17 protein-coding genes are annotated in these 25264 nt (G+C 64.7%); 5 read left to right on the top strand and 12 right to left on the bottom strand.

Annotation, left to right across the window (positions count from 1 at the left end; all coding sequences use genetic code 11):
• Positions 1 to 9: 9 nt before the first annotated feature.
• Genes CXR25_RS07270 through CXR25_RS19135 form a run of 3 tightly spaced genes read right to left on the bottom strand, consistent with a single transcriptional unit; the run spans position 10 to position 5074 of the window.
• A complete protein-coding gene (locus tag CXR25_RS07270) occupies positions 10 to 1467 on the bottom strand; it encodes a DUF5719 family protein (protein WP_114384670.1) in 1458 nt (485 codons plus the stop codon).
• Positions 1464 to 4616, bottom strand: coding sequence for a glycosyltransferase (locus CXR25_RS07265; protein WP_114384669.1), 3153 nt, complete (start codon positions 4614 to 4616; stop codon positions 1464 to 1466). Before CXR25_RS07265 ends, CXR25_RS07270 begins: the two co-directional genes overlap by 4 nt.
• The gene (locus tag CXR25_RS19135; protein WP_271709906.1) at positions 4613 to 5074 is read right to left on the bottom strand and encodes a WhiB family transcriptional regulator; all 462 of its coding nucleotides are present in this window, start codon (positions 5072 to 5074) and stop codon (positions 4613 to 4615) included. Before CXR25_RS19135 ends, CXR25_RS07265 begins: the two co-directional genes overlap by 4 nt.
• Before the next feature lie 479 nt (positions 5075 to 5553).
• Here CXR25_RS19135 and CXR25_RS07255 point away from each other — a divergent pair, with 479 nt between their 5' ends.
• From CXR25_RS07255 to CXR25_RS07240, 4 genes are read left to right on the top strand one after another with little or no spacing between them, the layout of a single operon-like run.
• Positions 5554 to 6681 carry a coenzyme F420-0:L-glutamate ligase gene (locus CXR25_RS07255; RefSeq protein ID WP_096146729.1) on the top strand — a complete coding sequence of 376 codons (1128 nt, stop codon included), beginning with the start codon at positions 5554 to 5556 and terminating at the stop codon, positions 6679 to 6681.
• A gap of 45 nt (positions 6682 to 6726) precedes the next feature.
• Positions 6727 to 7461, top strand: coding sequence for a hypothetical protein (locus CXR25_RS07250; protein WP_096146730.1), 735 nt, complete (start codon positions 6727 to 6729; stop codon positions 7459 to 7461).
• Entirely contained in the window at positions 7449 to 8219 is a 771-nt protein-coding gene (locus CXR25_RS07245; RefSeq protein WP_114384668.1) for a CoA transferase subunit A, read from the top strand. Before CXR25_RS07250 ends, CXR25_RS07245 begins: the two co-directional genes overlap by 13 nt.
• A gap of 9 nt (positions 8220 to 8228) precedes the next feature.
• Positions 8229 to 8894 (top strand): CoA transferase subunit B, encoded by a 666-nt coding sequence (locus CXR25_RS07240; protein WP_114384667.1) that lies wholly within the window; start codon positions 8229 to 8231, stop codon positions 8892 to 8894.
• 502 nt (positions 8895 to 9396) lie between these two features.
• Here CXR25_RS07240 and manA read toward each other — a convergent pair.
• From manA to CXR25_RS07195, 9 genes are all read right to left on the bottom strand, one after another.
• Positions 9397 to 10710: a mannose-6-phosphate isomerase, class I gene (manA, locus tag CXR25_RS07235; RefSeq protein ID WP_009884538.1), complete on the bottom strand. Its 1314-nt coding sequence runs from the start codon at positions 10708 to 10710 to the stop codon at positions 9397 to 9399.
• Positions 10711 to 11069: 359 nt separating this feature from the next.
• Positions 11070 to 13991 (bottom strand): NlpC/P60 family protein, encoded by a 2922-nt coding sequence (locus CXR25_RS07230; RefSeq protein ID WP_241212398.1) that lies wholly within the window; start codon positions 13989 to 13991, stop codon positions 11070 to 11072.
• A 262-nt stretch (positions 13992 to 14253) separates the two neighbouring features.
• Positions 14254 to 15783: an LCP family protein gene (locus CXR25_RS07225; RefSeq protein ID WP_096160904.1), complete on the bottom strand. Its 1530-nt coding sequence runs from the start codon at positions 15781 to 15783 to the stop codon at positions 14254 to 14256.
• Positions 15784 to 16112: 329 nt separating this feature from the next.
• Entirely contained in the window at positions 16113 to 17261 is a 1149-nt protein-coding gene (locus CXR25_RS07220; RefSeq protein ID WP_029417529.1) for an acyl-CoA dehydrogenase family protein, read from the bottom strand.
• A gap of 37 nt (positions 17262 to 17298) precedes the next feature.
• Entirely contained in the window at positions 17299 to 17853 is a 555-nt protein-coding gene (gene purE, locus CXR25_RS07215) for a 5-(carboxyamino)imidazole ribonucleotide mutase (protein WP_009884542.1), read from the bottom strand.
• A gap of 1 nt (position 17854) precedes the next feature.
• Positions 17855 to 19096: a 5-(carboxyamino)imidazole ribonucleotide synthase gene (locus CXR25_RS07210; RefSeq protein ID WP_083248704.1), complete on the bottom strand. Its 1242-nt coding sequence runs from the start codon at positions 19094 to 19096 to the stop codon at positions 17855 to 17857.
• Positions 19097 to 19217: 121 nt separating this feature from the next.
• Entirely contained in the window at positions 19218 to 20537 is a 1320-nt protein-coding gene (locus CXR25_RS07205; protein WP_338027637.1) for a methyltransferase, read from the bottom strand.
• Positions 20538 to 20601: 64 nt separating this feature from the next.
• On the bottom strand, positions 20602 to 21765 hold the full coding sequence (locus tag CXR25_RS07200; protein ID WP_009884545.1) for an alkaline phosphatase family protein: 1164 nt from the start codon (positions 21763 to 21765) through the stop codon (positions 20602 to 20604).
• Positions 21765 to 22352 (bottom strand): DUF5998 family protein, encoded by a 588-nt coding sequence (locus tag CXR25_RS07195; RefSeq protein ID WP_009884546.1) that lies wholly within the window; start codon positions 22350 to 22352, stop codon positions 21765 to 21767. Before CXR25_RS07195 ends, CXR25_RS07200 begins: the two co-directional genes overlap by 1 nt.
• Positions 22353 to 22474: 122 nt before the next feature.
• On the opposite strand from CXR25_RS07195, the gene CXR25_RS07190 reads away from it, so the two are divergent.
• On the top strand, positions 22475 to 25147 hold the full coding sequence (locus tag CXR25_RS07190; protein WP_114384663.1) for a bifunctional acetate--CoA ligase family protein/GNAT family N-acetyltransferase: 2673 nt from the start codon (positions 22475 to 22477) through the stop codon (positions 25145 to 25147).
• Positions 25148 to 25264 lie beyond the last annotated feature (117 nt).

Below are 25264 nucleotides of genomic sequence, written 5' to 3'. Positions count from 1 at the left end.
GTCCCCGCCTCAGCCGAGTCGGATGTCGCGGTAGGCCACGCCGGCCGGTGCCGGTGCCGGCTGGACCGAGGAGATCCCGGAGTCGGTGGTGACCACATAGCTGGCGTGGACACCGTCCGACTGGGATCCTGAGGCGTTCTCACCGCTGATGACGATGGCCCGCACTGCGTCCGGGGACACCTCGGCGGGACTGAATTCGGTGGTGCCGGTGGGGTTGAGGTCGATCGACTGGGGCTGCGTGAGCGAACCGTCGTCGAGCATGCCGCTGACCTGCACCTGCCCCTGGCCCGGTGAGAGGTAGAGCTTTCCGGTGCCCGTACGCGGCAGGGCCATGATCTGGGAGTCGGCGAGGCTCTCGGTGGCGTTGACGCTTCCGAAGTCCGCGCTGCCCTTCTCCCCGTCCTGGCCGATGAATGCGCTGGCCTGAATGCTCTGGTCCGAGTCGAGGACGACGCTGGTGGCCTCCAGATCGCCGAGGTCTGCCTCGGCGACTCCGTGCGCAACCACGGTCATGGATGAACGGGGAATGTCGATCTCACCATCGGGTCCGTAGGCCTTGAGGGAGACCTCCGCGAGGTCATCGCCCGGGTTGGCCACACGCAGTCGTGCATCCTTGCCGTTGAGTCCGGTCACGACCTGCTGCGAATCAGCATCCGCCCCGCTTGTGGCCAAGTCGATGCCCTTGGGGGTCAGACCGTCGAGCACCGTCTCCTGGAGGGAGCCGGAAACGACTCCGCCGTCGACCTTGACGTCGACTGCCAGAGACTCGGCTCCGCCGGCGAGACCGCCCAGGCGGATGGCGCGCTGCTTCCCTGCCTTGATGCTGACTTCTGTCGGCTCCCCGCGCTGTCCCGAGGGTGTCATGAGTGCGACCTCGGCCTGGACGGGAACGTCACCGGGGTTGCTCAGAAGCAGTTGGGAGTTCGATCCTGCGGCACCCGAGCCTGCCAGGATCCGGAAGTTGCTGGCCGCTGCTCCGCAAGTCAGTGTTGCCAGTCCGGTGAGGTCACCTGATGTGCCTTCGACTGTTTCGACGCCGGTCGTCAGCGCCGGTGCTCCGGGGCGGGCGAACCCGGTGATGAGTTTGGTCTGATCGATCGGATCGTCACCGGAGATGAAGCCGTCCGAGCTGGGGTTGTCGAAGTTGGCCGAGCCTCCTAGATCCGCGACCTGGAGACGTGCCGCCGAGACGGAACCGTCGGCGGCGCTGATCGGCGCGGAGGCCGAGACGACTCGGGTGGACACGTTCGAGTCATCGACGAATTCCGCGTCGGTGCCTTCTGCTTCGTCATCGGTCAGCAGCGGGCCGGGGCAGATCACGCGGGTGTCTGCGGTGGGCATCCTCACCTGTTCGGGGCTGCGGTCGAGGGTGCCTGGGGTCAGCGGCGTCAGGAACGATGTGGTGGCGACGAGGACGCCTGGCACGGCGATCGCCGCGAAGGTCACGATGCTGCGCAGGTGTTTCATGGCTTCGTCTCCACTGTCTGCTCGGGTGCTCGCGACTTCGGTGCTGTCTTCGCTCGCTGCGATGTCGTGCGAGCCTTCTTCTCAGATCTCGCACGAGTCGTTCGCGACCAGGCCCTGCTCTGCCGCTGCGATCCGAAGGGGATCGCGACGATGATGGTGAGCAGACCGAGGACCCAACCGAGGATGACTCCCGGTGCATAGAACTCGGAGCCGTAGCTGAGCTCGACGTCTCCCCCGGCTGCGGGCAGTGAGAATTCGGCGGCCCAGTCGTTCGTGGGCTTCTCCGGGGCCGGCAGGTCCTTGCCATCGAGGCTGGCGGTGATGTTGCCGGCGGCGTCGGAGGCGATCAGGGTGCGCCCGTCCTCACCTGCAGCCACCTCGGCGGTGGTTCCGTCCATCGGTGCCGTGCTCAACGTACCGTCGGGCTCGCGGACGAGGAAGCGACCGTTGTAGGGGGTGTCGACCTGCCACAGCCCGCCGGACTCGGTCGGACCGACCTCGACCACACCGTCGGCTGCTGCCACCGAGTTGCGGAGGTTCTTCGCATCCGAGTCGACGAGGACGAAGTCCACGCCCAGCTCGCCGAGGATTGCGCGAACGTCACCGGCATCATCGGCCGACAGTGCTGCGGCGGCCTGCGCAATGAGGGTCTCGTCCTCGCTGATGGGCAGGGGCCTGCGCTCCCACGGCCAGCCGCCGACCGCCTCGGCGGAGTGAATGGTCGAGGTGCCGATGACCGTCCCGTCGGCAGATGAGAGCAGCCGTGCCCGGACCTCGCCGTCGACGACGTCGAGGCGCAGCGTGCGCGCCTGAACATCATCGGCGGCCCGGTCAGCGGCCAAGGCCGGAACAGTGCCGTGCTCCTGCGTAGTAAGTGCGCCGCCCGAAGTGGTGCCCGCCGAGGTGGTGCCGGATCCGACGCTGACGACGATGAGTCCGACGGCTGCGATGGCCACCAACCCGGTCAGGCCGCGCATGGGCAGCCGGCGGGAGTTCGTCGACTTCGTCGTCGTGGCCTGGGCTCCGAGGGTCAGCAGCATGATCGCGCCGAGGCTGAGCAGGGTCAGTCCGGCGGCAGGATAGGAGCCGATGAGATGGAAGGGCCCGGTCTGGGCCGGGATGAGGATCTGTCCGGTGGCCACCAGCAGACCGGTGAGGTAGAGGCCCACGGCCCATGTCAGCCGGGAGAGTTTGAGGTGAGCTTCGATGACCGTGAGGAACGCGAGGATGAGCATCGGCAGCACCAGAACCGGTACCCACAGCTGGAGCAGTCCCGGGCTGACTCCGCTGATGCCGACCGCGGCAAGCAGGTCGGACAGCCACGTCATGTCAATAGTTGAGGGGAAGCCAACCGCGAGGAGGTAGGTCGGCGGGGCTGGTGGGGCCAAGGTCTGTCCGGGCATGACGAAGAGGGCGCCGGGTTCGGTGACGAGGCCGACCACCCAGGGCCAGGCCAGGAACAGGGTCGGAGCCAGCAGCCACAGGTGGCGCAGGCCGCGACCGGTGCACAGGAGGACGACGGTGAGGATGATTGCCAGGGGCAGCATCAGCGGCACGCCGGCGACCATCAGGAACAGCAGGAGTCCGGCACCTGCGGCAGCGGCGATGGACCCGGTGCGCAGGCTGCGGCGGAGGGCGATGACGAAGAGCGGAGCCGCGATCCACACGAAGATGACGCCGAGGCGTCCGTTTGAGAGCGCGGTGACGAAGAGCGGGGCGGCGATCCACAGCAGCCCGGCGAATCCGCGCACCCATTTCCTCTTCACGATCGTGCCCGCCGCGGTGTAGGCGGCGATGACGGCCAGGATCGGGGCGAGGAGGATGAGGGTGCGGACCATGATGTCGACGTGGCCCAGGAACGGCAGGCTGAGGACCGCGATGACCAGCTGATAGGGGTCGCTGGGCACGGCGGCGCCGGTGGAGACGTCGAGATTCGGGCTGAGCAGGCGCCTGACGAGGTCACCGAGGCTGACATCGGTCGAGCCCACGGCACCGCCGACGAGGTGGCCGGTGCCGAAGAGTCGGAAGGAGACGAAGCCGCTCAGTGCCACGGCCGCAATGAGGAGGTAGGTCAGAGGGCTGCGAAAGAGCCCGGCACCGCCGGTGACCTCGAGTCGTGAGAACGAGTCGATGGCCTCTTCCGTATCGCCCACGGGATTGAGTTCTGTTTCATCGCCGTGCCCGGGGCCGGTATCGGCTGCGGATTCGGCCTGGGCCAGACGGGCCTCCTCGGCGGAGTTCATGCTCCGACGTTGGACGGAGAGTTCGTCCGGGTCCGCATACAGCGGGGCCACGTGAGAGTCGGTGGTGCGTTTGGCGAGGCGACTGCGGCGGGCGTTCGAGCGCCTCAGCCGGGCGGTCGTGCCGGCGTCGGCGCCGAGTCCGAGCAGCGCAGAGAAATACCAGGAGGCGGCGCGGACGTTGTTCGACAGCAGACCCGCCAGAGTGTTCTTCAGCTGGGTGAGGACGAGGAGGCAGAAGATGCTGAGGAAGCCGGGGCTGGCGAGGCTGAGTCGGTAGCGCTGTTCCGTGCGGATCTGAGATTTCGACAGAGGTGGCAGCGGGGAGGAACCGAGTTGGGAGGCCAGTGCGGTGGAGACCGTGAGTCTGGCGCTTGGGGCGACGACGACTCTGCGGCCGAGGTCGCGGAGTCGACGCGAGTATTCAAGACCACGGTAGGCAACGCCGAGGACCCTAGAGGGTGCTCCGATCCTCTCCAGCTCCGTGGTGGCGATGAGCATGCCGGGCAGATCGAGACCCAGAGTCTCCGACTGCCCGTCGCGCTGGCCCTGGTCGTACTCCCCGTCTGCGACGGGGTTGACCCTGGCTCCCGCCGAGGTGGTGGTGACGCCTGCGGAGACGATGTGATCTGAGTGCATGATCTTGGGACCGACGGCGGCGATCGATTCTGTCGCGCCGATGGCCTCGAGCAGTTCTTCAAGACATTCGGGCTCGGGGCGTGAGTCTGCGGTGAGGAACCACAGATGGGTGCTGTCGGCGACTTCGGGGAGTGCCATGGCCTCTGTGACGGCAAGACCCCCGAGATCCACGATCGGGATCTCGGGGTAGGACTTGCTCAGAGCTGTTTCGAGCTCGACCCTGCTGCTGTCATCGCCTGAGGCGAGGACAACTGTAACGGCAGGTTTCACACGACCTGTTTCTTGAGTCGGCGGCGTTCACGTTCAGACATACCGCCCCAGATTCCGAAGCGCTCGTCATTCGCCAGCGCGTATTCGAGGCAGTCTGACCGGACATCGCACGAGGCGCAGACACGTTTGGCCTCACGAGTCGATCCGCCCTTTTCGGGGAAGAACGCCTCGGGGTCGGTCTGAGCGCACAGCGCTTGGTCCTGCCAGGAAAGCTCACCGTCCTCAGCTGCCCCGAAGAGCAGTGAAAGCGGTGATACTGCGGAGTTATCCGTGGGAAGCGGTGTCAGATCGTTCGGATCGATCGCCAATGGATCAGGCAGAGTGTCCGGTGTTCGTGCTCCTGGTTCGACGAACCAGTCTTCGGCACTTCGAGAAGTGACTCCGGGCACGACTGTGGAGAAGTCTTCCCTCTCCTGCCTTTTGCTCTGTGCGCTTTGCACGGTTTTCCCCTTTCTCACGCTCAGCTCACCTACCACTGCGAGCTCCGGTTCCGGTACCGTTCGAGGAGTGAAATGGTCTGGGTGCGACCGGCTCCCCGGATGGTTCCGGAGGTGAAGCTCGTGCTGACGGTATCAGCGTGGTGGATGCTCGAATCCGGGGATTCGTGCTAAGTGCGTTCCCCTGTTAAGTATAAATTACACGCGTGTCATTACCGCCCCGTCAAGCCCTCGTGGAGTATTGAAGAGGCCGCCGGAGAGTTATTCGAACACACCTTCACATACACACGCGCCGAGAACACCACATGTAGCGACCACTATCTGGGATGGACACAACCTGTGGTGCGCGCCTGAGCAAATCTGGAGAATTTAGAAATCATTCGCCGTCGGTGGGATTATGGAGTCATGAGAGTCGAATCACTCGCGATCGTCGCCCGATCCCAGCAATCGCACCCAGAAAACGGGCGCCGAGGCTGCCCGACGACGATGCGGACGCGGTGATGAACGACCGACTCCTCACCGTCTATGCACCTCCCGTGGAGGAGGACATTTCGCCCGGTTCCGATCTGGCAGCCATCCTTGTCAACGCTCTGCGTCGCAATCGGATCGACCTCAAGGACGGTGACATCCTCGTCATCGCCTCGAAGGTCGTGTCCAAAGCTGACGGCCGTCTGCTCTCCGTCAACGACCGGGCGGAGTTCGAGGAACTCGTCAAGGAGTCGTCGAACCACCTCGTCGCCGAACGCACCTATGCCTCCGGATCCACCGTCCAGATCGTGCGCACCCATTCGGGCACCGTGCAGGCGGCGGCCGGCCTCGACCAGTCGAACTCCGGCGGAGCCGTTGTCCTTCACCCAGTCGACAGCGACGCCTCGGCCCAGAAGCTGCGGCTGCGGGTCGAAGAGGCGTTCTCAGTGCGCATCGGCGTCGTCATCTCCGACACCATCTCGCGGCCGTGGAGGATCGGAGTCGGCGACTTCGCGCTCGGTCTCTCCGGCTTCTCCGGACTCGATGACCAGCGCGGCAAGCCCGACGGCGACGGTCGTGTGCAATCGGTGACCGTCCGCGCAGTCGCCGACGAGATCGCCGCCGCAGCCGATCTCGTCAAGGGATCATCGCGCGGCCTTCCGATGGCACTCGTCCGGGGCGCCGGTGGTTACCTGGACAATGGTCGGGCCGGGGCGAAGGCGCTCAGCCGCGACCTCGGCGAGGACTGGTTCCGCTACGGCCACGTCGAAGCGATCCATCGCGGGCTCGGAGTCACAGAGCTGCCCGGACGTGCCGCGGCCGGGGACAACAGCGACGACATCCTCGAACGTGTCTCCCGCGCCATCCGCGTCGTCCGAGCCGGGTCATCACGCACCCCCGGGCAGGCCGCCTGGCGGATGCGCATCGAAGGCTCCGGGTCACGGATCACCATGGCCCCCTCCGACTCGCCCGCGACCCCGCAGGCCGGTGGGCCTCCCCTGCTCGAGGCGATGGTCGGCCTCGGTTCACTCGTCGAGCGCATGCACACCGCACTCTTCGCCGAAGACCTCAGCGCGACGACGAAATGGGAGTGGGCCGATGGCGAGCTCGGCGCCTTCCCCCGCGGAGTCCGCATCAACATCGGACTCCTCAACCCCTGACAACACCCCACCCTCTGACGTATATCGAGAAAGCAGGTCTGCCTCGTGGATCTTTCCATCATCAGCCGCACCGGCGGACCCGTCCTGTTCTGGCGCGGGCCCGACTATGACCGACTCGACCTCACCGGTCCCGTCGTGGCGAACTGGGTGAATAAGGGAGTCGGACTCTTCGGAGACTATGGGCTCGGCCCCGACTTCACGCTCTTCGTCCCAATGCCTGCCGGACTGCACTGGCGCGAGCTCGTCGCCATCCTCAGTGTCCTCCTCGCCGATGGTCGCGTCGTCCTCGGAGCTGGATCTCAAGAGGATCAGGCAGACGGCGCGGCCGCCTCGGCGGACACACCCACCGCGCTCGACGGTGACTTCCACGCGCTGGTGCCGTTGGGCCATGAGAACGATGAGCGCCTGGCCGCGGCAGAAGAGGTCTTCGTCTACAACCCGCCCGCGCTGGCGCTGAGCACACCGGTCGATGAGGACTTCATCGATGTGAACTCAGCGATCCGGGCCTACCCGGATGTCACACCTCGGCGACTGCAGGCCACCGGAACGCTCCTCGTCGGTGACGAGGAGATCGCGTGGGCCGACCCGGCCGATGATTCCGGCTCCGGCATCCTGGTGGCGAACTCAACCCCGCAACCGCAGGAGTGGGCGACGTTCCTGGATCACCTCCTGCGCGGGGGTGAATCTGTGTTGGCCAATGGCATGGACGACGCTCGCGTTGCGGACCTGGCGAGCAGCCTCGGCGAGGTCCGTGGCAGACTGGGCTCATGGACAAAGTAGTTGATACGCCCGCCGAGGCGGTAGCCGATATTGCAGATGGATCATCGATCGCCGTGGGCGGTTTCGGTGTCGTCGGTGTCCCAGAGTTCCTGATCCGCGCGATCAAGGAACAGGGCGCCAAGGACCTCGAAGTGATCTCGAACAACGCCGGAGTCGACGGGCGGGGCCTGGGCCTGCTGCTCGCCGACCACCGTCTCCGACGCATCATCGCCTCCTATGTCGGTGAGAACAAGGAATTCGCACGCCAGTACCTCTCCGGCGAGCTCGAGGTCGAACTGACCCCGCAGGGAACCTTGGCAGAGAAGATGCGCGCCGGTGGCGCCGGAATCCCCGCGTTCTACACGATCACCGGAGCCGGCACCCAGGTCGCAGACGGCGGCATGCCGTGGAAGTACGACGCTGAGGGCAATGTGGTCAAGGAATCACCGGCCAAGGACACCCGCGTCTTCGACACCTTCGGCGAAGAGAAGGAATACGTCCTCGAGGAGTCACTGGCACCCGACTACGCGCTCGTCCGCGCCGCCGTCGGAGACCGCCACGGCAACCTCGTCTTCCACTCCTCAGCCAGGAACTTCAATCCCCCAGCCGCCCAGTCGGCTCGAATCACCATCGCCGAGGTCGAGAAGCTCGTCGAACCGGGCGAGATCGATCCTGATGACGTGCACGTGCCCGGCATCTTCGTCCACCGCGTCGTCGAGCTGACCCCGGAACAGGTCGCCGACAAGCCCATCGAAAAACGTACCGTTCGCGAAGCCTGAGGAGCCGATATGTCATTGACAAGAAACCAGATGGCGGCCCGCGCGGCCCAAGAGCTCGAAGCCGGCAGCTACGTCAACTTGGGCATCGGAATGCCGACCCTCGTGCCCAACTACCTGCCCGAGGGCGTGGACCTCGTCCTCCAGTCGGAGAACGGTCTGCTCGGCGTGGGTCCCTACCCGACTGAGGACGAGATCGATCCCGACCTCATCAACGCCGGCAAGGAGATCGTCACGATGGCCCCCGGTGCCTCGTACTTCGATTCCGCAGCCAGCTTCGGCATGATCCGCGGCGGCAAGGTCAATGCCGCGATCCTCGGCGCGATGCAGGTCGCAACGAACGGCGACATCGCGAACTGGATGATCCCCGGCAAGATGGTCAAGGGCATGGGCGGTGCCATGGACCTCGTCCACGGTGCGCAGCGCGTCATCGTCATCATGGACCATGTCGCCAAGGACGGTTCGCACAAGCTGCTGAAGAGCTGCGAGCTGCCTCTGACCGGCAAGGGCGTCGTCAGCCGCATCATCACCGACATCGCCGTGCTCGACGTCAGTGGAGATTCCTTCACCCTCGTCGAACTGGCTCCCGGAGTCACCGTCGAAGAGGTCAAGGAGAAGACCGGCGCCGAGGTGAACGTCCCCGACGACGTCGCCACCATCTCCGTCGACGCAGCCTGAGACGCTGACTCTCGGATGTCGGCCGGATGGTCGGCGCGCCGCGGTCACGCTAGGTGACTAGCGGCGCGGCAGAGGCGCTAGGTCTGATCGTCCCGGCAGTTTGATGAGAGGCCGTCCTGGGCCGATTCCTTCAGAGGAATTCGGCCGAGGACGGCCTCTTCCGTGTGCCACTCTTCCGTATGTCAGGAGCGCTGTGCAGGGAAGGCACAAGGGAGCACTGTGCTGCGGGTATGTTGTGCCGTCTGCAGAGAGCGCTTCGCAGGATGGTCGCAGGCGATCAGCGCAGCGGCGACCAGACTCACCACGCACCGCAAGCCACTCAACACCCTGTTGGTCGCTGAGCACCCCGTTACCATCACAGACAACAGTTCGTTCTGCACCGCCTACACTCCGTGCCAAAAGGCACCTCAGCAAAGGGGTGGTTTGCTGCTCACAGTGCGTGGTGCCGATACGCAGTCGGCTCAGACCAGTTGCGAGTAGTCTCTGACCAGCTGCGGAAAGTTCAGGCGAAGGGCAGCGAGTTGTCGAGGCCGGTGGTGGCCACGAACAGGTCGCCGTGTCCGTCAGCGGTCACTGTGGGCTCGTTCGCCGCGATGAAGACGCTCTGACCACGTGTCAGTGTCACCGTGGACCCGAGCGACGTCAGTGTGATGCTTCCCGAGGTGCACAGCGCAATGCTGGCGCCGCGGCGTTCGATCTGAGTCAGTCGAGGGCACCGCAGCGACTGCAGTGCGAAGTCCTCAGTCGCCCCGAGGAGGATTCCGTCACGGTCGGGTTCGACCATCCGAGGCTTGGCGGAAGTGAACTTTGCGACCTTGCCCAGTTCGGGGATGTCGATGTGTTTGTTCGTCAGTCCCCCGCGCAGAACGTTGTCGCTGGAGGCCATGACCTCAATCCCGGTCCCGCCGAGGTAGGCGTGCAGGACGCCGGATTCCATCGCCAGGGCCTCACCGGGCTGCAGGTGCACGCGGTTGAGCATGAGCGCCACCAGCACACCGGGATCGGACGGGTAGTCAGCAACGAGTTCCTGGAAGGTCTCTGCAGGGTCAACTGCCGTGCCCGAACGGCTGATATGGCCGTCGGGAAGTTCTGCCAGATCCTGTCCGGCAACCTCGTCGACAAATCCTGCGGACCGAGAGTCACCGAGGACGAGCTCGACGGCCCTGGCAAAGGCCTTGGCTTCGGTGACGGACTTCAGCGCCGAGAGCACATCACCCAGAAAGTCCAGTGAGGTCGGCGACAGGGACAGCGACAGCAGGCGTTCGAAGGTGGAGCGCACGGCCTTGCGGGACCGGAAACCGGTCAAGGCGTGGAACTCAGTCAGAGCGTAGATGAGTTCCGGTTTGGCCGAGGGGTCCTTGTAGTTGCGCGTCGGGGAATCGAGGTCGGGACCTTCGGATTCCTCGCGGGCGAACCCGAGGGCCGCCTGCTCGGGGTTCGGGTGAACCTGAATGGAGAGTGCCTTCTGCGCGGAGAGAACCTTGAGAAGGAAGGGCAGACGTGGCCCGAAGACCTGAACAGAGTCGTGGCCCAGCAGTCCGGCAGGATCACCGGCAAGGTATTCGATGAGGTTGGGGCCGACCGTGGTGCTGTTCGTCTTCACATCAACAGATGACGATGAGCCCTGCTGCGCCGACCGGTGAGTCGAGCTCTGCTGATCGAACTGTCCGTTGTCCAACCGCGAGGGGCTGAGGGGATGAGCTCCGAGCCAGAGCTCGGCGCAGGGAGTGCCGTCGGGTGCGGTACCCAGGATTGCCGGGATCGCGTCCGTGCTGCCCCACGCGAAATTCTTGACCGTGTTGTGCAATCGACGCACTGTCTTGGTCCCCTTCGGCTGGAATCATCGGATGTACACACATGCCGTGTGTGCTTCTCCACGTTAGCGCGTTCACCTCGACTAATCACCGATTTCGGAAGTGGCTTCACTGACTGTTCAGGCCAGGACATCTGCAATTCACCGGGTGTTACCAGGGCAAATGCACAGGCCGGTGGGGTTGACCTCATAAGTTCGGATGGCCGGCAGCGGCATCAGTCTCTGGAGATCCGGAGCGGGGCTGTGCTTGAACCCCATAGACGAAACGCCTCGTGGCACGCGAAATGCCTCGTGGCCAGTCCCTTTCGGAACCGGCCACGAGGCATGTGCAGTCTCGCCCGATGAAGGCGATGCTGCTGTCATCAGCCGACGACGCGGATGACCTTTGCTCCACGATCGAGCATCCAGCTGTAGCTGCGCTTCGTCGTGTTCGTCCGGGTCGAGCCAGCGTCGTACATCTGACCCTTCGTCTCCGAGATGATGCCGATATGACCTGGGATCCAGATCATGTCGCCAGCCTTCGCTTCGCTGGCCGGAATGACCGTGCCGGCGTTGCGCTGCTGGCTGGTTGTGCGCGGCAGCTTGATGCCGTGCTTGCCATAGACGTACTGGGTGTACCCCGAGCAGTCCCAGCCCTTCGTCGGCGACGTACCGCCCCAGACGTACTTCACACCGAGGTGGGCTTTCGCCTCCTTGATGATGGAGTCACGCTGAGCCTGGATCTTCTCTGCCTTGGACGGCTTGTCTTTCTTGTCGTCCTTCTTGTCATCGGACTTGTCGTCCTTCGACTTGTCGTCCTTCTTATCGTCCTTGGACTTGTCGTCGTCCTTGGACTTGTCGTCCTTCGACTTGTCGTCACCCTTCGAATCGCCCTTGGGCTCTTCGGTCTTCGACTTATCGTCGTCCTTGGACTTGTCGTCGTCCTTGGACTTGTCGTCCTTGGAATCCTTGTCGTCACCCTTGGCGTCTTTGTCGTCTGTAGAACCTTCCCCGGAGTCTGCAGCCGAACCGCCATCTGTGGCGCTGTCCCCCGGCGGTGCCGACGCATCGGCACCACCGGAAGCATTGGCGTCTTCAGAATCACCCGGACCGTTGTTGTCGACGACACCGCCGTCGATCGTTCCTGTGGGCGAGAACTCTGTGGTTCCGTAGCCCTCGGCCCAGACGAGTCGAGCACCTTCGAAGAGCTGCTCGCCTCGCCCGTCCTTGTAGACCGGGTCCGACTCGGGGTAACCGAGGTGACCCTTGATGGTCCCCTTGTCACCCCAATATTTCAGAAGGGTGCCGGTGGTGTAGTGAGCACCGGTGTCCTTCGACCAGTAGATCTTGCCCTTCTGGAACGACTGTGCCGATCCCCCGTCCTTCAGACCGCCCTTCTCTTGCGAGGTGGGCAGTCCCAACTGGGTGACAACGTCACCCTTGAACGAGTTCTTGATTGCTCCGGTCAGGTGGTACGCACCGGTCTTCTTGGACCAGTAGACGTTGCCCTTCTCGTAAGTCTGAGCACGTGCTCCGGCTACGCCCTTGACATCGTGTTCCTTGCCAGTGGCCTTGCCGAGTTCCTTCTTGTGGTCGGCAGCGTACTTTTCGATCGCGGTCTTGGGCTTCGGCGTTTCCTTCTTGCCGTCGTCCTTCTTACCGTCGTCTTTGTTCTTGCTGTCGTCCTTCTTGTCGTCGTCCTTCTTCTCATCGGACGGCAGATCACCGGAGGTCATGATGTCGGTGACAGTTGAGCGGATTTCGCCCATCTTGGAGTAGAAGGCGTCACCGGGGCAGCTGGTGTTCGCGAGGTCGCGGTGCGCGACGACGGTCGACTTGCTCGGCTTGACACCATCGAGCGAGAGTTTCCAGGCAATCGCCGAGGCGACAGCGTCCCGGGTCTTCTTCGGCGGAGCCGACTTGTCGTAGGAGCCGAGCACTGAGATGCCGAAGGTTCCGGTGTTGTGTCCGGCCACGTGGGCACCGATAACGGCCTTCTTGATGTCGCCGCCGCGTGCGTGCCAGAGACGACCGTACTTATCGGCGATGACGTTGTATCCGACGTCGCTCCAGCCGCGGCCCGACTGGTGGTAGGACTGGATACCGCGCAGGACCGACGGGACGTCTTCAGCCGAGTAGCTGTTGGAGCCGGCTGTGTGGTGGACGACCGCCTGCTTGACGCTGCTGGCGTAGTCCGGGCTGCCCTTGTATGCCTTGGCGCCCCAGGAGCTGCGCGAGCCGATCTTCGGCTTCGGCACCTTGGCGGACTTCGCGACGGTGCTCACGGATGAAGATCCGGGCACGTAGTTCTGATTGGTGACCTCGGCCTGGCCTGAAGCGGCCGCGGTCTCGGTGCTCGCAGAATCCGCACTCGAGTCGGGAGTCGACTCAGCGGTGTCTGCCGCACTGTCGGATGAGGTCGAGTTCTGTGGCTCGAGCTCTACTGGGTCGTTCTCGGCCACAGCAGCAGCATCGTTGGGATTCTGCTTCGGGTCGACGAGGACGAGCTCGGCGTCGCTGGGAGCCTTGTCGCCGAGGATGCGCATCTGCACACCCGAAGCGCGGTTGACGGTGAACGGCTCGGAGCCTTCGTTCTTCGCCTGCTCCTTCTGCTCCTCATCGAGTGACTGCCAGTTGCCCCATTCAGAACCGCTCTTGACGCGGACCTGGATCCGGATGTTCGACTTCGACTGCGAGAAGGTGAAGCCGATGAGGCTCGGGTTGTTCGTCGGCACGTCGAGGACGTCGGAGATCAGCGCGATGTTGACGCCGTCCTCGGTCTTCTGACGCACTGAGCCCGAGATGTCGTCGCTGTCCTTCGAGTCCTCGGACGATTCGGAGTTCTCAGACTTCGCGTCCTCTGACGCGCCGTCTTTCTCCTCCTGCTCCGCAGCCGGTGCCGACGGTTCAGCCGCCGGGGCGGAGTCTTGGGCACCTGCGGATCCGTTGCCGCTCTCTGGGGAAGACAGGCTGGCAGAAACCGGATTGACCGACCCCGTGGATGCAGCGGCCGAAGCACCCGCACTCACGTTGACGATGTCTGGCACATTCGTCGAAGCGACAGCGGTCTGCGACTTGAAGATGTTCGGCAGGTTGCTCGTTGCGCTCTGGTTGGCGGCGGTGGCAGTGGAATCACTGGAATCGCGGGCGCCGGGGACGTTGAGTCCGTCTTCGCTCACGCTCAGCGCCTTCTGGGTCACTTCTGGCTCTGTCGATGCCGCGAAGGCAGTCGGTGCCGTGACCGCTAAGGTGCCGACGAGTGCGACCGAAGCGCAGCCCGCGACTGTGGGCAATAAGTATTTCATCGTTACAGCCTTTTCGAGGAAGTCAGGGAAGTTCAGGCCCTGGAATCATCTCACCGTTGGCAGGACGGTGGGTAATCCCAACATCTCAAAATTGTTACACATATACGGCGTGTCAGACTAGCCAAATAACAAAATAAGCAAATTACACGGGTGTGGTTCCCAGTGTTTACACGGGACACACCGAGAGAAACTTTTTCCGGGAATCTGCTGCAGATTCTCACTGAGGACAGAACCACCGTGCTCCGGGAACGTGATGTCTGCCTCAGGGCACGTAGCAGATTTCTCTCTCCGCGCTCTCTTTGTCCTCGTCAGAGCCGCCTTCGGCACTGCCCTGCGCACTGATCTGCGGATTGGTTCCGCCCACGCTCCCAACAGTCCTAAGACTTGCGTTGACCCCAGCAACGGCTCCGGCAGAGCCGCCGGGGGCCGTCTGAGCGCCTTTGTCCTTCTCAGCGTCTTTGGACGACTCTTCGATGGTGTCCGCAACCAAGGTCCTGGCGGCGTCGAAATCAGGATCAGATGGTGTCACGTTGGGCGGAGTGAGGTCAAGCGACTCGATCTTCTGCGACTTCACCTTCAACGCCAGGTCCACGAAGTCGTCGACCTCGGAGGAGGGAATGTCGGTGGCCAGGGCCCCCGGAGTGGCTTTGGCGATCTCCTGGTATCGGGTCAGCACCGTGGCGGGATCGAGCTGCTTGACCATCGCGGTCTGGACACAGCGCTGCCGGATCATGCGCTCGTAGTCGCTGGAGAACTCACGGGAACGGGCGAACCACAGGGCGTGGAAGCCGTCGAGCTTCTGCTTGCCCGGTTCGATCCAGCCCTTGACCGGTCCGTGTTCGCCCGTGGTCGGATCGACCTTTGAGGAGATCGGCACACGCTTGCCGGAGACGAGCGTGATGCCGCCCAGAGAGTCGATGAGGTTCTCGAATCCCTTGAGATTGACCATGGCGAAGTACTGGACTTCGAGTCCGGTGATCGCCGAGGCGGCATCCATCGTGGCCTGCTCGCCGGCCCGTTTCGGATTCTCGAACTCGTCCTTGTGCTGCTCGCCCTGCTGGAAGACGGCGTTGAGCAGGCATTCATCACCGCAGTTGTACCCCTGCGGGTAGTACTTGTGCAGCGGTGAGTCCTTGGGGAACGGCACGTTCTCCATATTGCGCGGCAGGCCGACGATGACGGTCTTGCCCGTCTTCGCATCGATGGAGACCAAGGACAGCGAATCCGGGCGGATGCCGGTGCGCCCCTTGCCCGCATCAGATCCGAGCAGAAGAATGTTGTAGCGCCCATCGACGGGCTTCGCCGCCTTGCCCGAGGAGAAGAGATCGGCCATCAGCCCACGCTGGGAGTCCAGCAGCGTCGTGCCCCAGGCCAAGGGGCCCACGACGATGAGCACGAGGGCACAGAATGCAGCGAGGAAGCGTTTGCGGGCTCTTGCCGAGAGCGTGACCAGCTTGATCCGGCGCAGCGTGTCGAAGAGGCACACGATCCAATTGATCGCGATGACCGGAAGCCAGATGATGAGGAATGTCAGCAGGATCGGGTTCGTGCCGATCGTGAAGAGGAACTTCTTATCGATGATGATCACCACGAGCGCGATGATCGCGAGGATCCAACTGATCGCGGTGATCGACAGCGAGACCTTTGCCCAGCGGCGAGACCGGAACAGCAGCTGCACACCCCCGGGGATGAGCACGCTGATCAGGAGAAGAATCCACGCCCGCACATCACGCGTCGGCTGTGAGGCATACGACGGGTGATGGATGGGGTCGACGTATCTCGTTTCGGCCACTGACCTACCTTTGCTTCGTGCTCGTTGCTGTGATGGCCACACGCGCGGGTCCGAAGCCCGCAGCGACGCAGTCCACTGTGCCAAACCTTCTGGAGAGTCCACTGTGTTCATCCATTGTGGCGCGTGAGAACCCGGGATTCCGGCACATTTCACCTGCGCATGTCGCGTGGTGACAGGTGGACTTGGTCACACGAACCCCCTCGCAGACCCCGTCACAGACCTGCCCCGCCCTCCCCTGCAGACCCAGGACACAGAGGAAGGCCACCGCCTGCTGGCAGTGGCCTTCCTCCTCGAAGTCCGGATTCTTTCCCGCCGAGGCGGGTGTGGCATCAGGCGATGAGCTTGCGCCCCATCACCATGCGCTGAATCTGATTCGTGCCTTCGTAGATCTGTGTGATCTTCGCATCACGCATCATCCGCTCGACCGGGTGGTCGACGACGTAGCCGGCTCCGCCGAGCAGCTGCACGGCGTCGGTCGTGATCTCCATGGCCGCATCCGAGGCGAAGGCCTTCGCCGCCGCACCGAAGTACGTGAGGTCCTCGTCCATGCGCTGGCTCTTGGCTGCCGCGGTGTAGGTGAGCTGGCGGGCGGCTTCGAGCTTCATGCCCATATCGGCGAGCATGAACTGGATGGCCTGGTTCTCGGCGATGTTCTTGCCGAACTGCTGACGTTCCTTGACGTAGCCGATCGCGTAGTCGAGTGCACCTTGCGCGATGCCCACGGCCTGTGCGGCGATAGTCACGCGCGTGTGGTCGAGGGTTCGCAGGGCGATCTTCAGCCCTTCACCGGGATCACCGATGATGCGATCGCCGGGCAGACGGACATTGTCGAAGAGGAGCTCACGTGTCGGCGAGCCCTTGATGCCGAGCTTGCGCTCCTTCTCACCGAAGGTGAATCCTTCATCGGACTTCTCCACGACGAAGGCGGAGATGTTGCGACCGCGTGCACCGTCGGGGTCGGTCACAGCCATAACCGTGTAGTACTCGGAGACGCCGGCGTTCGTGATCCAGGTCTTCACACCGTTGAGGATCCAATCATCGCCGTCTGCGACGGCACGAGTCTTCATCGAGGCGGTGTCGGAGCCGGCTTCGCGCTCGGAGAGGCCATAGGAGAACCCGGCCTCGCCGCGGGCGACCTGTGGGAAGTACTTCGCCTTGATCTCTTCGCTGCCCCCGAGCTGGACGGGCATGCTGCCGAGTTTGTTCACGGCCGGAATGAGCGAGGACGAGGCACAGCCACGGGCGACCTCTTCGATGATGATGGCCACAGCCAGTGCATCGGCACCCATGCCGCCGTGCTCTTCGGGAATGTGTGCGGCAAAGAAGTCGGTCTCAACCAGTGCGTCGTGGGCTTCCTGCGGGTAGCGGGAGTCGGCGTCGACCTCGGCGGCAAAGGGGGTGATCTTCTTCTCGACGACGTTGCGCACGGCGGCGCGAATCTCTTCGTGTTCTTCGCTGGGCTGGTAGAGGTCGAACATCATTCTCCTATTACTGATCGCTCGTTAAGTAGTTCTATTATCGCCGCAGAGCCTGCCCTTTGTCGAGAGCGACCTGCCGGAGGGACTTCCGATGTTCATCGAGACGGTGCCGGATCTGCGCCGCGGAGTCGGTGTCGCCGGCGCCGAGGATGCGGGCCGCCAGCAGGCCTGCGTTCTTCGCCCCGCCGATCGAGACGGTGGCCACGGGGACCCCGCCGGGCATCTGCACGATGGACAGCAACGAGTCCATTCCGTCGAGGTACTTCAATGGGACCGGCACGCCGATGACCGGCAGTGAGGTCATTGAGGCGATCATCCCGGGCAGGTGGGCCGCTCCCCCGGCGCCGGCGATGATCACGCGCAGGCCGCGGTCGGCTGCGGTCTTGGCCCATTCGACCATGTCTTCGGGCATACGGTGGGCGGAGACGACCTCGGCGGTGGAGTCGATGCCGAGTTCGTCGAGCGCTTCTGCGGCGGCCTTCATCGTCGGCCAGTCCGAGTCCGAGCCCATGACGATTCCGACGACGGCTGAGCCGGAATTTGCAGATTCCTTCGCCGAGGCGGCCCCTGAGTTCCCATCATCTGTCGACATATCAGTCCCTTTCGTCGCGGGTGGCATCGCTGCTGCCGGTGTCGTCGGTCGACGGTCCGGCGTTGGCGTCGAGGTCGGTCGGAGCCGGCATCTGCGGGTGCGGATCGACGTCGACGCCGGCGATGAAGTCCGCCGCATGGCGGGCGCGAGCGAGCACCAGGGCGGCATCGCGTCCGTAGGCATTGACGTGGCCGACCTTTCGGCCCGGGCGCACACCCTTGCCGTAGAGGTGGACCTTGATCGCGGGGTCATGAGCCATCACATGGAGATAGGGATGGTAGAGGTCCTCGTGGTCTGCGCCGAGGATGTTGACCATCACAGACACGTCCTCCCGAGCTGCGGGGCTGCCCAGGGGCAGGTCGAGGACCGCGCGCAGGTGCTGTTCGAACTGGCTTGTCACCGCCCCGTCCTGGGTCCAATGGCCGGTGTTGTGGGGTCGCATGGCGAATTCGTTGATGAGGAAGCCGTCCGCGGTCTCGAACAGCTCCATGGCCATCACACCGGTGACGTCGAGGGCTCCGGCGACCTTGAGGATCGCCTCGGTGATCTCCTTCGACTTCTCGGCTGCCAGTCCCGGTGCCGGTGCGACTGCTTCTTTGCACACCCCGTTCTGCTGCCAGGTCTCCACAACGGGCCATACCGCGGTCTGCCCCATCGGAGAGCGTCCGACCATCACGGCGAGTTCGCGGGTGAAGTCGACCTTTTCTTCAGCCAGCAGCTGCCCGACCTCGTCAAGCCAGGTTGCAGCCTCGTCGAGGCTGTCGATGACTCGCACGCCCTTGCCGTCATAGCCGCCGCGAGGTGTTTTGAGGATGAAGGGGTACCCGACTCGGTCGGCGAAGGCTTCGATGTCACTGCGGGAGGTGATCTCTGCCCAGGCGGGGTTCGGCAGTCCGAGTTCGTCCATGCGTCGGCGCATGAGGATCTTGTCCTGAGCGAAGATGAGAGCCTGCGGTCCCGGGCGGATCGCGTGACCCGCCTCGGCGAGGGCCTGGAGGTGTTCCGGAGGAACATGCTCGTGGTCGAAGGTGACCACGTCCACGGTCTCGGCGAAGGCCTTGAGGGTCGCGAAGTCCGTATAGTCTCCGACGCTCACCTCATTGATGACCTGGGTGGCCGGGGCGTCCGCGGTCTCAGCGAGAACTGAGAAGCGGATGCCGAGGGCTTCTGCGGCAGGGGCAAGCATACGTGCCAATTGGCCGCCGCCAATGACACCAACACGAGGAAAAGTCACGTTCGCCATCCTATCGTCCGCCGCGGACATGGGACGCGCAGGTTCATCATGTGAGTCTCACGCTCGGTGGGAGGAGTGCTCGACCTCAGGTGGCTTGTCCTCAAGTGGCGTGGCCCCAAGTGGCGTGGCCTCAGGTGGCCAGGCGCAGCCGCCACAGCGAGGTGACTTCGGCACCGCGTGCCTTGTGGAGTTCGTCGGTAGTGTCCGAGGCGCGGGGGTGGCGCGGGGTCGTATCGTGTCGATCATGGACGCGCAGGCCCGCAGCGGTGATGCGCTCGAGCAGCGCCTCCCGGGTCCGCAAGCCAAGATGTTCGGCCAGATCGGACAGGATCAGCCAGCCCTCGCCCGCCGGGTTCAGATACGCGGCTAGCCCGTCGATGAAGCGGTGGAGCACATCGGATCCCGGGTCGTAGATGCCGGCTTCGAGGGCCGACGTCGGGCGGGCAGGAAGCCACGGCGGGTTGCACACGATGAGATCGGCCCGACCTGATGGGAAGAGGTCGGCTTCGACCACCTCGGCGGATGAAGCCAATCCCAATCGATCCAGATTTTCTTGGGCACAGGCCACAGCACGCGGGTTGATGTCCGTGGCCACGACCCGTTCGACACCGCGGCGCAGCAGCACGGCGGCGAGCACGCCGGTGCCCGTGCCGAGGTCGAAAGCCGTCTGTGGTGCCGATGGCTCTGGTGCGGACGACTGTGGTGCCGACGCCTCCGGTGCCGACGAAGCATCAGTGGCCGGTTCGGCCCCGGGAAATGGTGTCTGGGCGACCAGATCGACGTATTCTCCGCGGATCGGGGAGAATACCCCGTAGCGCGGGTGGACGTCGGCGCCGAGGGCGGGAATGGACACGCCCTTGAGCTGCCATTGGTAGGCGCTCAGCACCCCGTTCAGCTCGGTCAGCGAGACGCACATCGGTCCCGTCGACGGGCCGTAGGCGGCCTCGCAGGCCAGACTGACATCGGGGGCGCGACGCAGGTTCAGCTGGTGGTCGCCATCGAGTTCGACGATGAGTGTACCGAGCAGACGGGCTCGTTCGGCGATGAAGCGACGCTGCGTTTCGAAGGCTCCCAGTGCGCTGAGGTCACCGCGATTGCCGGTTGCCCCGTGATTGCCGGTTGCCCCGTGATTGCCGGTTGCCCCGTGATTGCCGGCTGTCCCACGCTTGCCGCCGCGGCGACCGTTTCTACCGGTCGCCCCTTGCTGACCGCCGCCAAGGTGCTCACTGTGGCGCTTGAAACGGCGGTCCATCGCCTGCAGCAGTTGACGCCCGTTGTGATAGTCCCCGCGCCACAGCAGCGCGGTCCCCGATCGTGCCAGACGGTAGGCGGCATCGGCGGTGATGTCGTCGCTGATGACCGTCACCTGCGTCGGGGCTGCGGACTGGTTCTCCGAATGCCAGGTCGCCGATCGTCGGGCACCGTCTTCGGTCCACTCGAGCTCGGTCAACGGGGCCTCCTGAGGCATCTGGTCATCGGGGAATCGCGGTGCATCTCGTCCTCGGCCACCCGGCTCAGACCACGAGCAGGGGAATCTGCAGCTCGCGTTCCGTCGTCGAACCGTGGTGTCCGATGAGCGCGATCGCGGAGGCGGATTCGTTGTCCGAGTCGACGATGGCGAATTCGTCGCGGCAGATGATCATGAAGTCCCCGATGCGCTGCCGGAACCGAGGGTCGACGGGGCCGAAGTAGCCTCGCCGGATGGCCTCGTCACGGCTGAGGATGAGTGCCCGCTCCCCCACGGTCTCGGTCCAGGCCGAGTACACGTCAGCCTCGGCGCCGTCCTCGGCATAGAGGTGGACTGCCCGGGGTTCGCCGCCGACGTGCCTGACCCCTGAGCGCAGCGCGGGTGCATCGGCGAGGTCGAGGCGCAGGGTGTGGTCGATGTCGACCATTCCGTGATCAGCGGTGACGACCATCGTCGAATCGGCCGGCAGGCCGTTGGCCAGCTGAGACAGAGCCAGATCGACGTGTTCGAGTTCCTCGGTCCACTGCGAGGAGTTGGAACCGTGAACGTGTCCGGTCTTGTCGAGGTTGCCCCAGTAGAGATAGACGAGCCGCCGGCCGGGAGCCTTCGCCTCTTCGATGGCCTGGGCGCAGCGCTCTTCAAGCGTCTTCGAGGCACGGAACCGTCCGCCGCGCAGGGAGGCCCGGTTGAGTCCGCGTCCGGCGAACTTCGCCTCCCCGAGGCTGACCACATCGACCTCGGCCTCGGTGAGGCGTTCGAACAGGGTCGCGTCGGGCACCCAAGAGACAGGGTCGACATCGAGGTCCCAGGTCAGCTGGTTGAACACAGTATCCTTGGACGGGTCGAGGACGCGATACCCGACGACGCCGTGGCCACCGGGCAGACGTCCCGTAGCCAGTGAGGACAGGGAGTTCGCGGTCGTCGAGGGAAACCCTGTGGACAGGGTTCGCCGCGAGGCCGCCATGGAACGGAAGAAAGGGGTGTAGCCGCTGTACTGGCGCAGCTGGCTCTCCCCCATACCGTCGATGAGGACGACGATCGTCGTCCGCGACTCCCGGTCGAGTCCCAGGGACTGTGCCCTGGCCCGTGCCGTGTCGTCGAAGATCTCACCCGCGCCGAGGCTGAGCGCCGCAGCCGGGACCACGTCGGAGAGGATGGGCCCGGAATAGTCGGGCGGCCCCGTCAGGGGTGAGGTTGTCCCATCTGCCATCAGCGGCGGGACCGAAGCCTGGCGTGGAAGACGGCGGCACGCAGCTTACCGGCGAACTCCGCGATCCGGTCAACGGCAGACTGGCCCTCAGCTTCGGCGGAGACGCGCAGCATGACGTCTTCGGAGAAGATGGATCCGCCGTAGCCGTGGTCGGCTGTGCAGTCCGGGTCCCCACAGGTCTCGGGGAAGGCTTCGATCCGTCGGGAGGCGCCCCAGGACATGGTCAATGACACCTCGACGGGCTTGTCACCGGGGATGTAGGCGGCCGGGTCGGCAAACGTCCGGCCGACCATGACGGTGCCCAGGCGTGAGAGTTCGATGTCTTCGCTGCTCGTCACGGCACGCGGTTTGGAGCCGGGCGCGACGTTGGGATCGTCGTCGACGTGCGCAAGCAGCAGTCGCGTCTCGGTGAGTACGAACGCGGTGACGTGCCGGTGAATCGATTCGATGTCGACATGAGTGTCGATGTGGACGAAGTGCGCGAGAACCGGTTCGTCGAACAGAGAATCAGCCAGAATCCCCTGTGTGAGCTGTGGGTAGTATCCGGCCGACTGCAGATCGTGGACGAGAACTTCGGGTAAAGCCATGACTCCTATTGTGCCGTACTCGCCCGACTCTTCCCACTTCGCACCGTTCCTTCGGCTCCTGTTCGGTGACCTTGCAGTTCATGTACGGTCAGGGACTCTCGCCGTCCGCTTATGCTGGGAGCATGGAAAACTATCCTGCCGGCTGGGAAGCCGATGTCGTCCTGCGCGACGGCGGAACCGCTCATCTGCGCCCCATCGTCCCTGCCGATGCCGATGCCCTGTCGAGGATGCACGAGGCTCAGTCGCCGGAGTCCGTCTACCTGCGCTTCTTCGCCCCGCTGCCCCGCCTGCCCAAACGTGATCTCGAACGGTTCGTCAACGTCGACCATCGGGATCGGGTGGCGATGATCATGCTCGTCGGCTCCGACATCATCGGAGTCGGGCGCTTCGACAAGATCTCCGAGACCTCCGCCGAGGTGGCCTTCAACATCGCCGACGCCCATCAGGGACGCGGCATCGGTTCGATCCTCCTCGAACACCTCGCGGCCGCCGCCCGGGAATCGGGGATCCGCAAGTTCACCGCCGAGGTGCTCCCCCAGAATCGTTCGATGCTCCAGGTCTTCCAGGCCGCCGGCTACGAGGTCACCCGCGGCTTCGACGACGGGGTCGTCGCCGTGAACTTCGACATCGACCCGACCACACGCTCGATCGAGGTGCAGGCCTCGCGGGAGCACCGCGCCGAGGCCCTGAGCGTACGCACGGTCCTCCACCCCACCTCGGTGGTGGTCATCGGCGCCAGCCGCAAACGCAACTCCACCGGCCATCTCCTCATCCGCAACATCACCGCGGCGAAGTTCACGGGCGACCTCTGGGTCGTCCACCCCGAGGCGGACCAGATCGCAGGGGTCCAGGCGTACAGGACCCTCGAAGATCTTCCCGGCACCGCGGATCTCGCCGTGATCGCGGTTCCCGCGGAATCGGCCACCGAGGTGGTCCAGGAGTGCGCGGCCCACGGGGTCAAGGCGGTGCTCGTCATCTCCTCGGGCTTCGCCGAGACCGGCGACGAGGGTGCCGAACTGCAGAGAAGAATGGTCGCCACGTCCCGCGCCTACGGAATGCGCGTGGTGGGCCCGAATTCGTTCGGCCTCGTCAACGAGGCCGCCGATGTCTCCCTCAACGCCTCCCTGGCCCCGTTCCTGCCGGATTCGGGTTCGCTGGGACTCTTCAGCCAGTCGGGCGCGCTCGGGACCGCGCTGCTCTCGGCGGCGAAGAACCGCGGCCTGGGGATCTCGACCTTCGTCTCCGCGGGCAACCGCGCCGATATGTCCGGCAATGACGTCCTCCAGTATTGGGAGGAGGACCCGGACACGAAGACCGTCGGACTCTACCTCGAGTCGATCGGCAACCCGCGCAAGTTCTCCCGCATCGCCCGCCGCGTCTCCCGGGTCAAACCGATCATCGTCATCAAGTCCGATCTCACGGGCAGGGAACTGCCTCCGGGACACATCGTGCGCACCTCCTCCCTGGCCCCGAACACCCTTGACCAGGTGCTCGGACAGGCCGGAGTGATCAGGGCGGACACGATCCACCAGCTCTTCGACCTCGCTCAGGTCTTCTCGACTCAGAGCCTGCCCGCCGGGCGACGGGTCGGCGTCATCGGCAATTCGGCCGCGATGGCCACCCTCCTCGTCCAACGCTCACGCTCGGAGGGACTGCATGTCGAGGCCGAGCCGGTCTCCCTGCACCCCGAGGTCGACGCCGAGCGATTCCGGACCGAGCTCGATGCCATGTATGCCCGCGACGACATCGACTCGGTCATCGTCACGTTCACCCCCTCGGCAGGAGCCGAGGAAGCGGAGATCGCAGCGCACCTCTCAGAGGCCGCGGCCAGATCCCAGAAGACGACCGTCGCCTGCTTCCTCGGAATCCACGGTGTCAAGGACGAACTGACGACCTACCTCACCGATGACGAGGGGGCGCGGGTCTCTCGCACCGTGCCCAGCTACGTGGGCCCGGAGGACGCCGTCTGGGCGCTGGCCAGGGCCACCGACTATTCGCGCTGGCGCGCCGCAGACCACGGCCGGTTCCTCGAGATCGAGGACCTCGACGACAAGGGGGTGCGCTCGATCATCGAGTCCGCCCTCTCCGATGCTCGGCCGGGAACTCCCGTCCGCCTCGAACGCAGCGACACCCGGGCGCTGCTGTCCTGCTACGGCATCGAGGTCCTGCCCTACATCACGGCCGCCTCGGTCGAGGAGGGTCTGGCCGCTGCCGAAGAGATCGGCTATCCCGTGGCGCTCAAGGCAGTGACGAATGTGCTGCGCCATCGCATGGAACTCGGCGGGGTGCGGCTGAACATCGACTCCCCCGAGGAGCTGAGGGAGGACTTCACGGCGATCCAGCGGATCATCCGCCAGGTGATCGGGGACTCGGATCCCCTTGTCGATGTCCAGACCATGGCCCCACACGGAGTCCCCTGCGTCATCCGCGCCGGAGAGGATCCGCTTCTTGGGCCGCTGCTGTCGTTCTCTCTGGCCGGGGACACCACCGAGCTGCTCGGCGATGTCTCACATCGGGTCGCCCCGCTCACCGACAGGGAGGCCGGGGACATGATCAAGTCGATCAAGGCCTCGCCGCGACTCTTCGGGTACCGGGGACTGCCGCCGATGAATATCGACCCGCTGGGCAATGTGCTCGAACGGCTCTCGGTCCTCGTCGAACGCCACCCGCAGATCCGCGAGCTCGTCATCCACCCGATGGTCGCGACGGAGACCGAGGGGCATGTCCTCAGCGCCCGGATCGATCTGCTCCTCGACCCGACGCGCATCGACTCGACGAGGCGCCTGCTCAGCTGATCGGCGGCGGGCGGGCCGACTGGCACAGAGGCGCTGGTCGAATCGGCCGGCAGGTCCCGTGGCCGCTGCCGAGGAGGGTCTGGTGGCCAGACGGTGGCACCTTCGCGCGCATGACAC

Origin of the sequence: Brevibacterium aurantiacum (genome assembly GCF_003932995.1) — a bacterium.
GTDB classification, from domain to species: Bacteria; Actinomycetota; Actinomycetes; order Actinomycetales; family Brevibacteriaceae; genus Brevibacterium; species Brevibacterium aurantiacum.
This window is presented reverse-complemented; position numbering and strand designations above follow the sequence as displayed.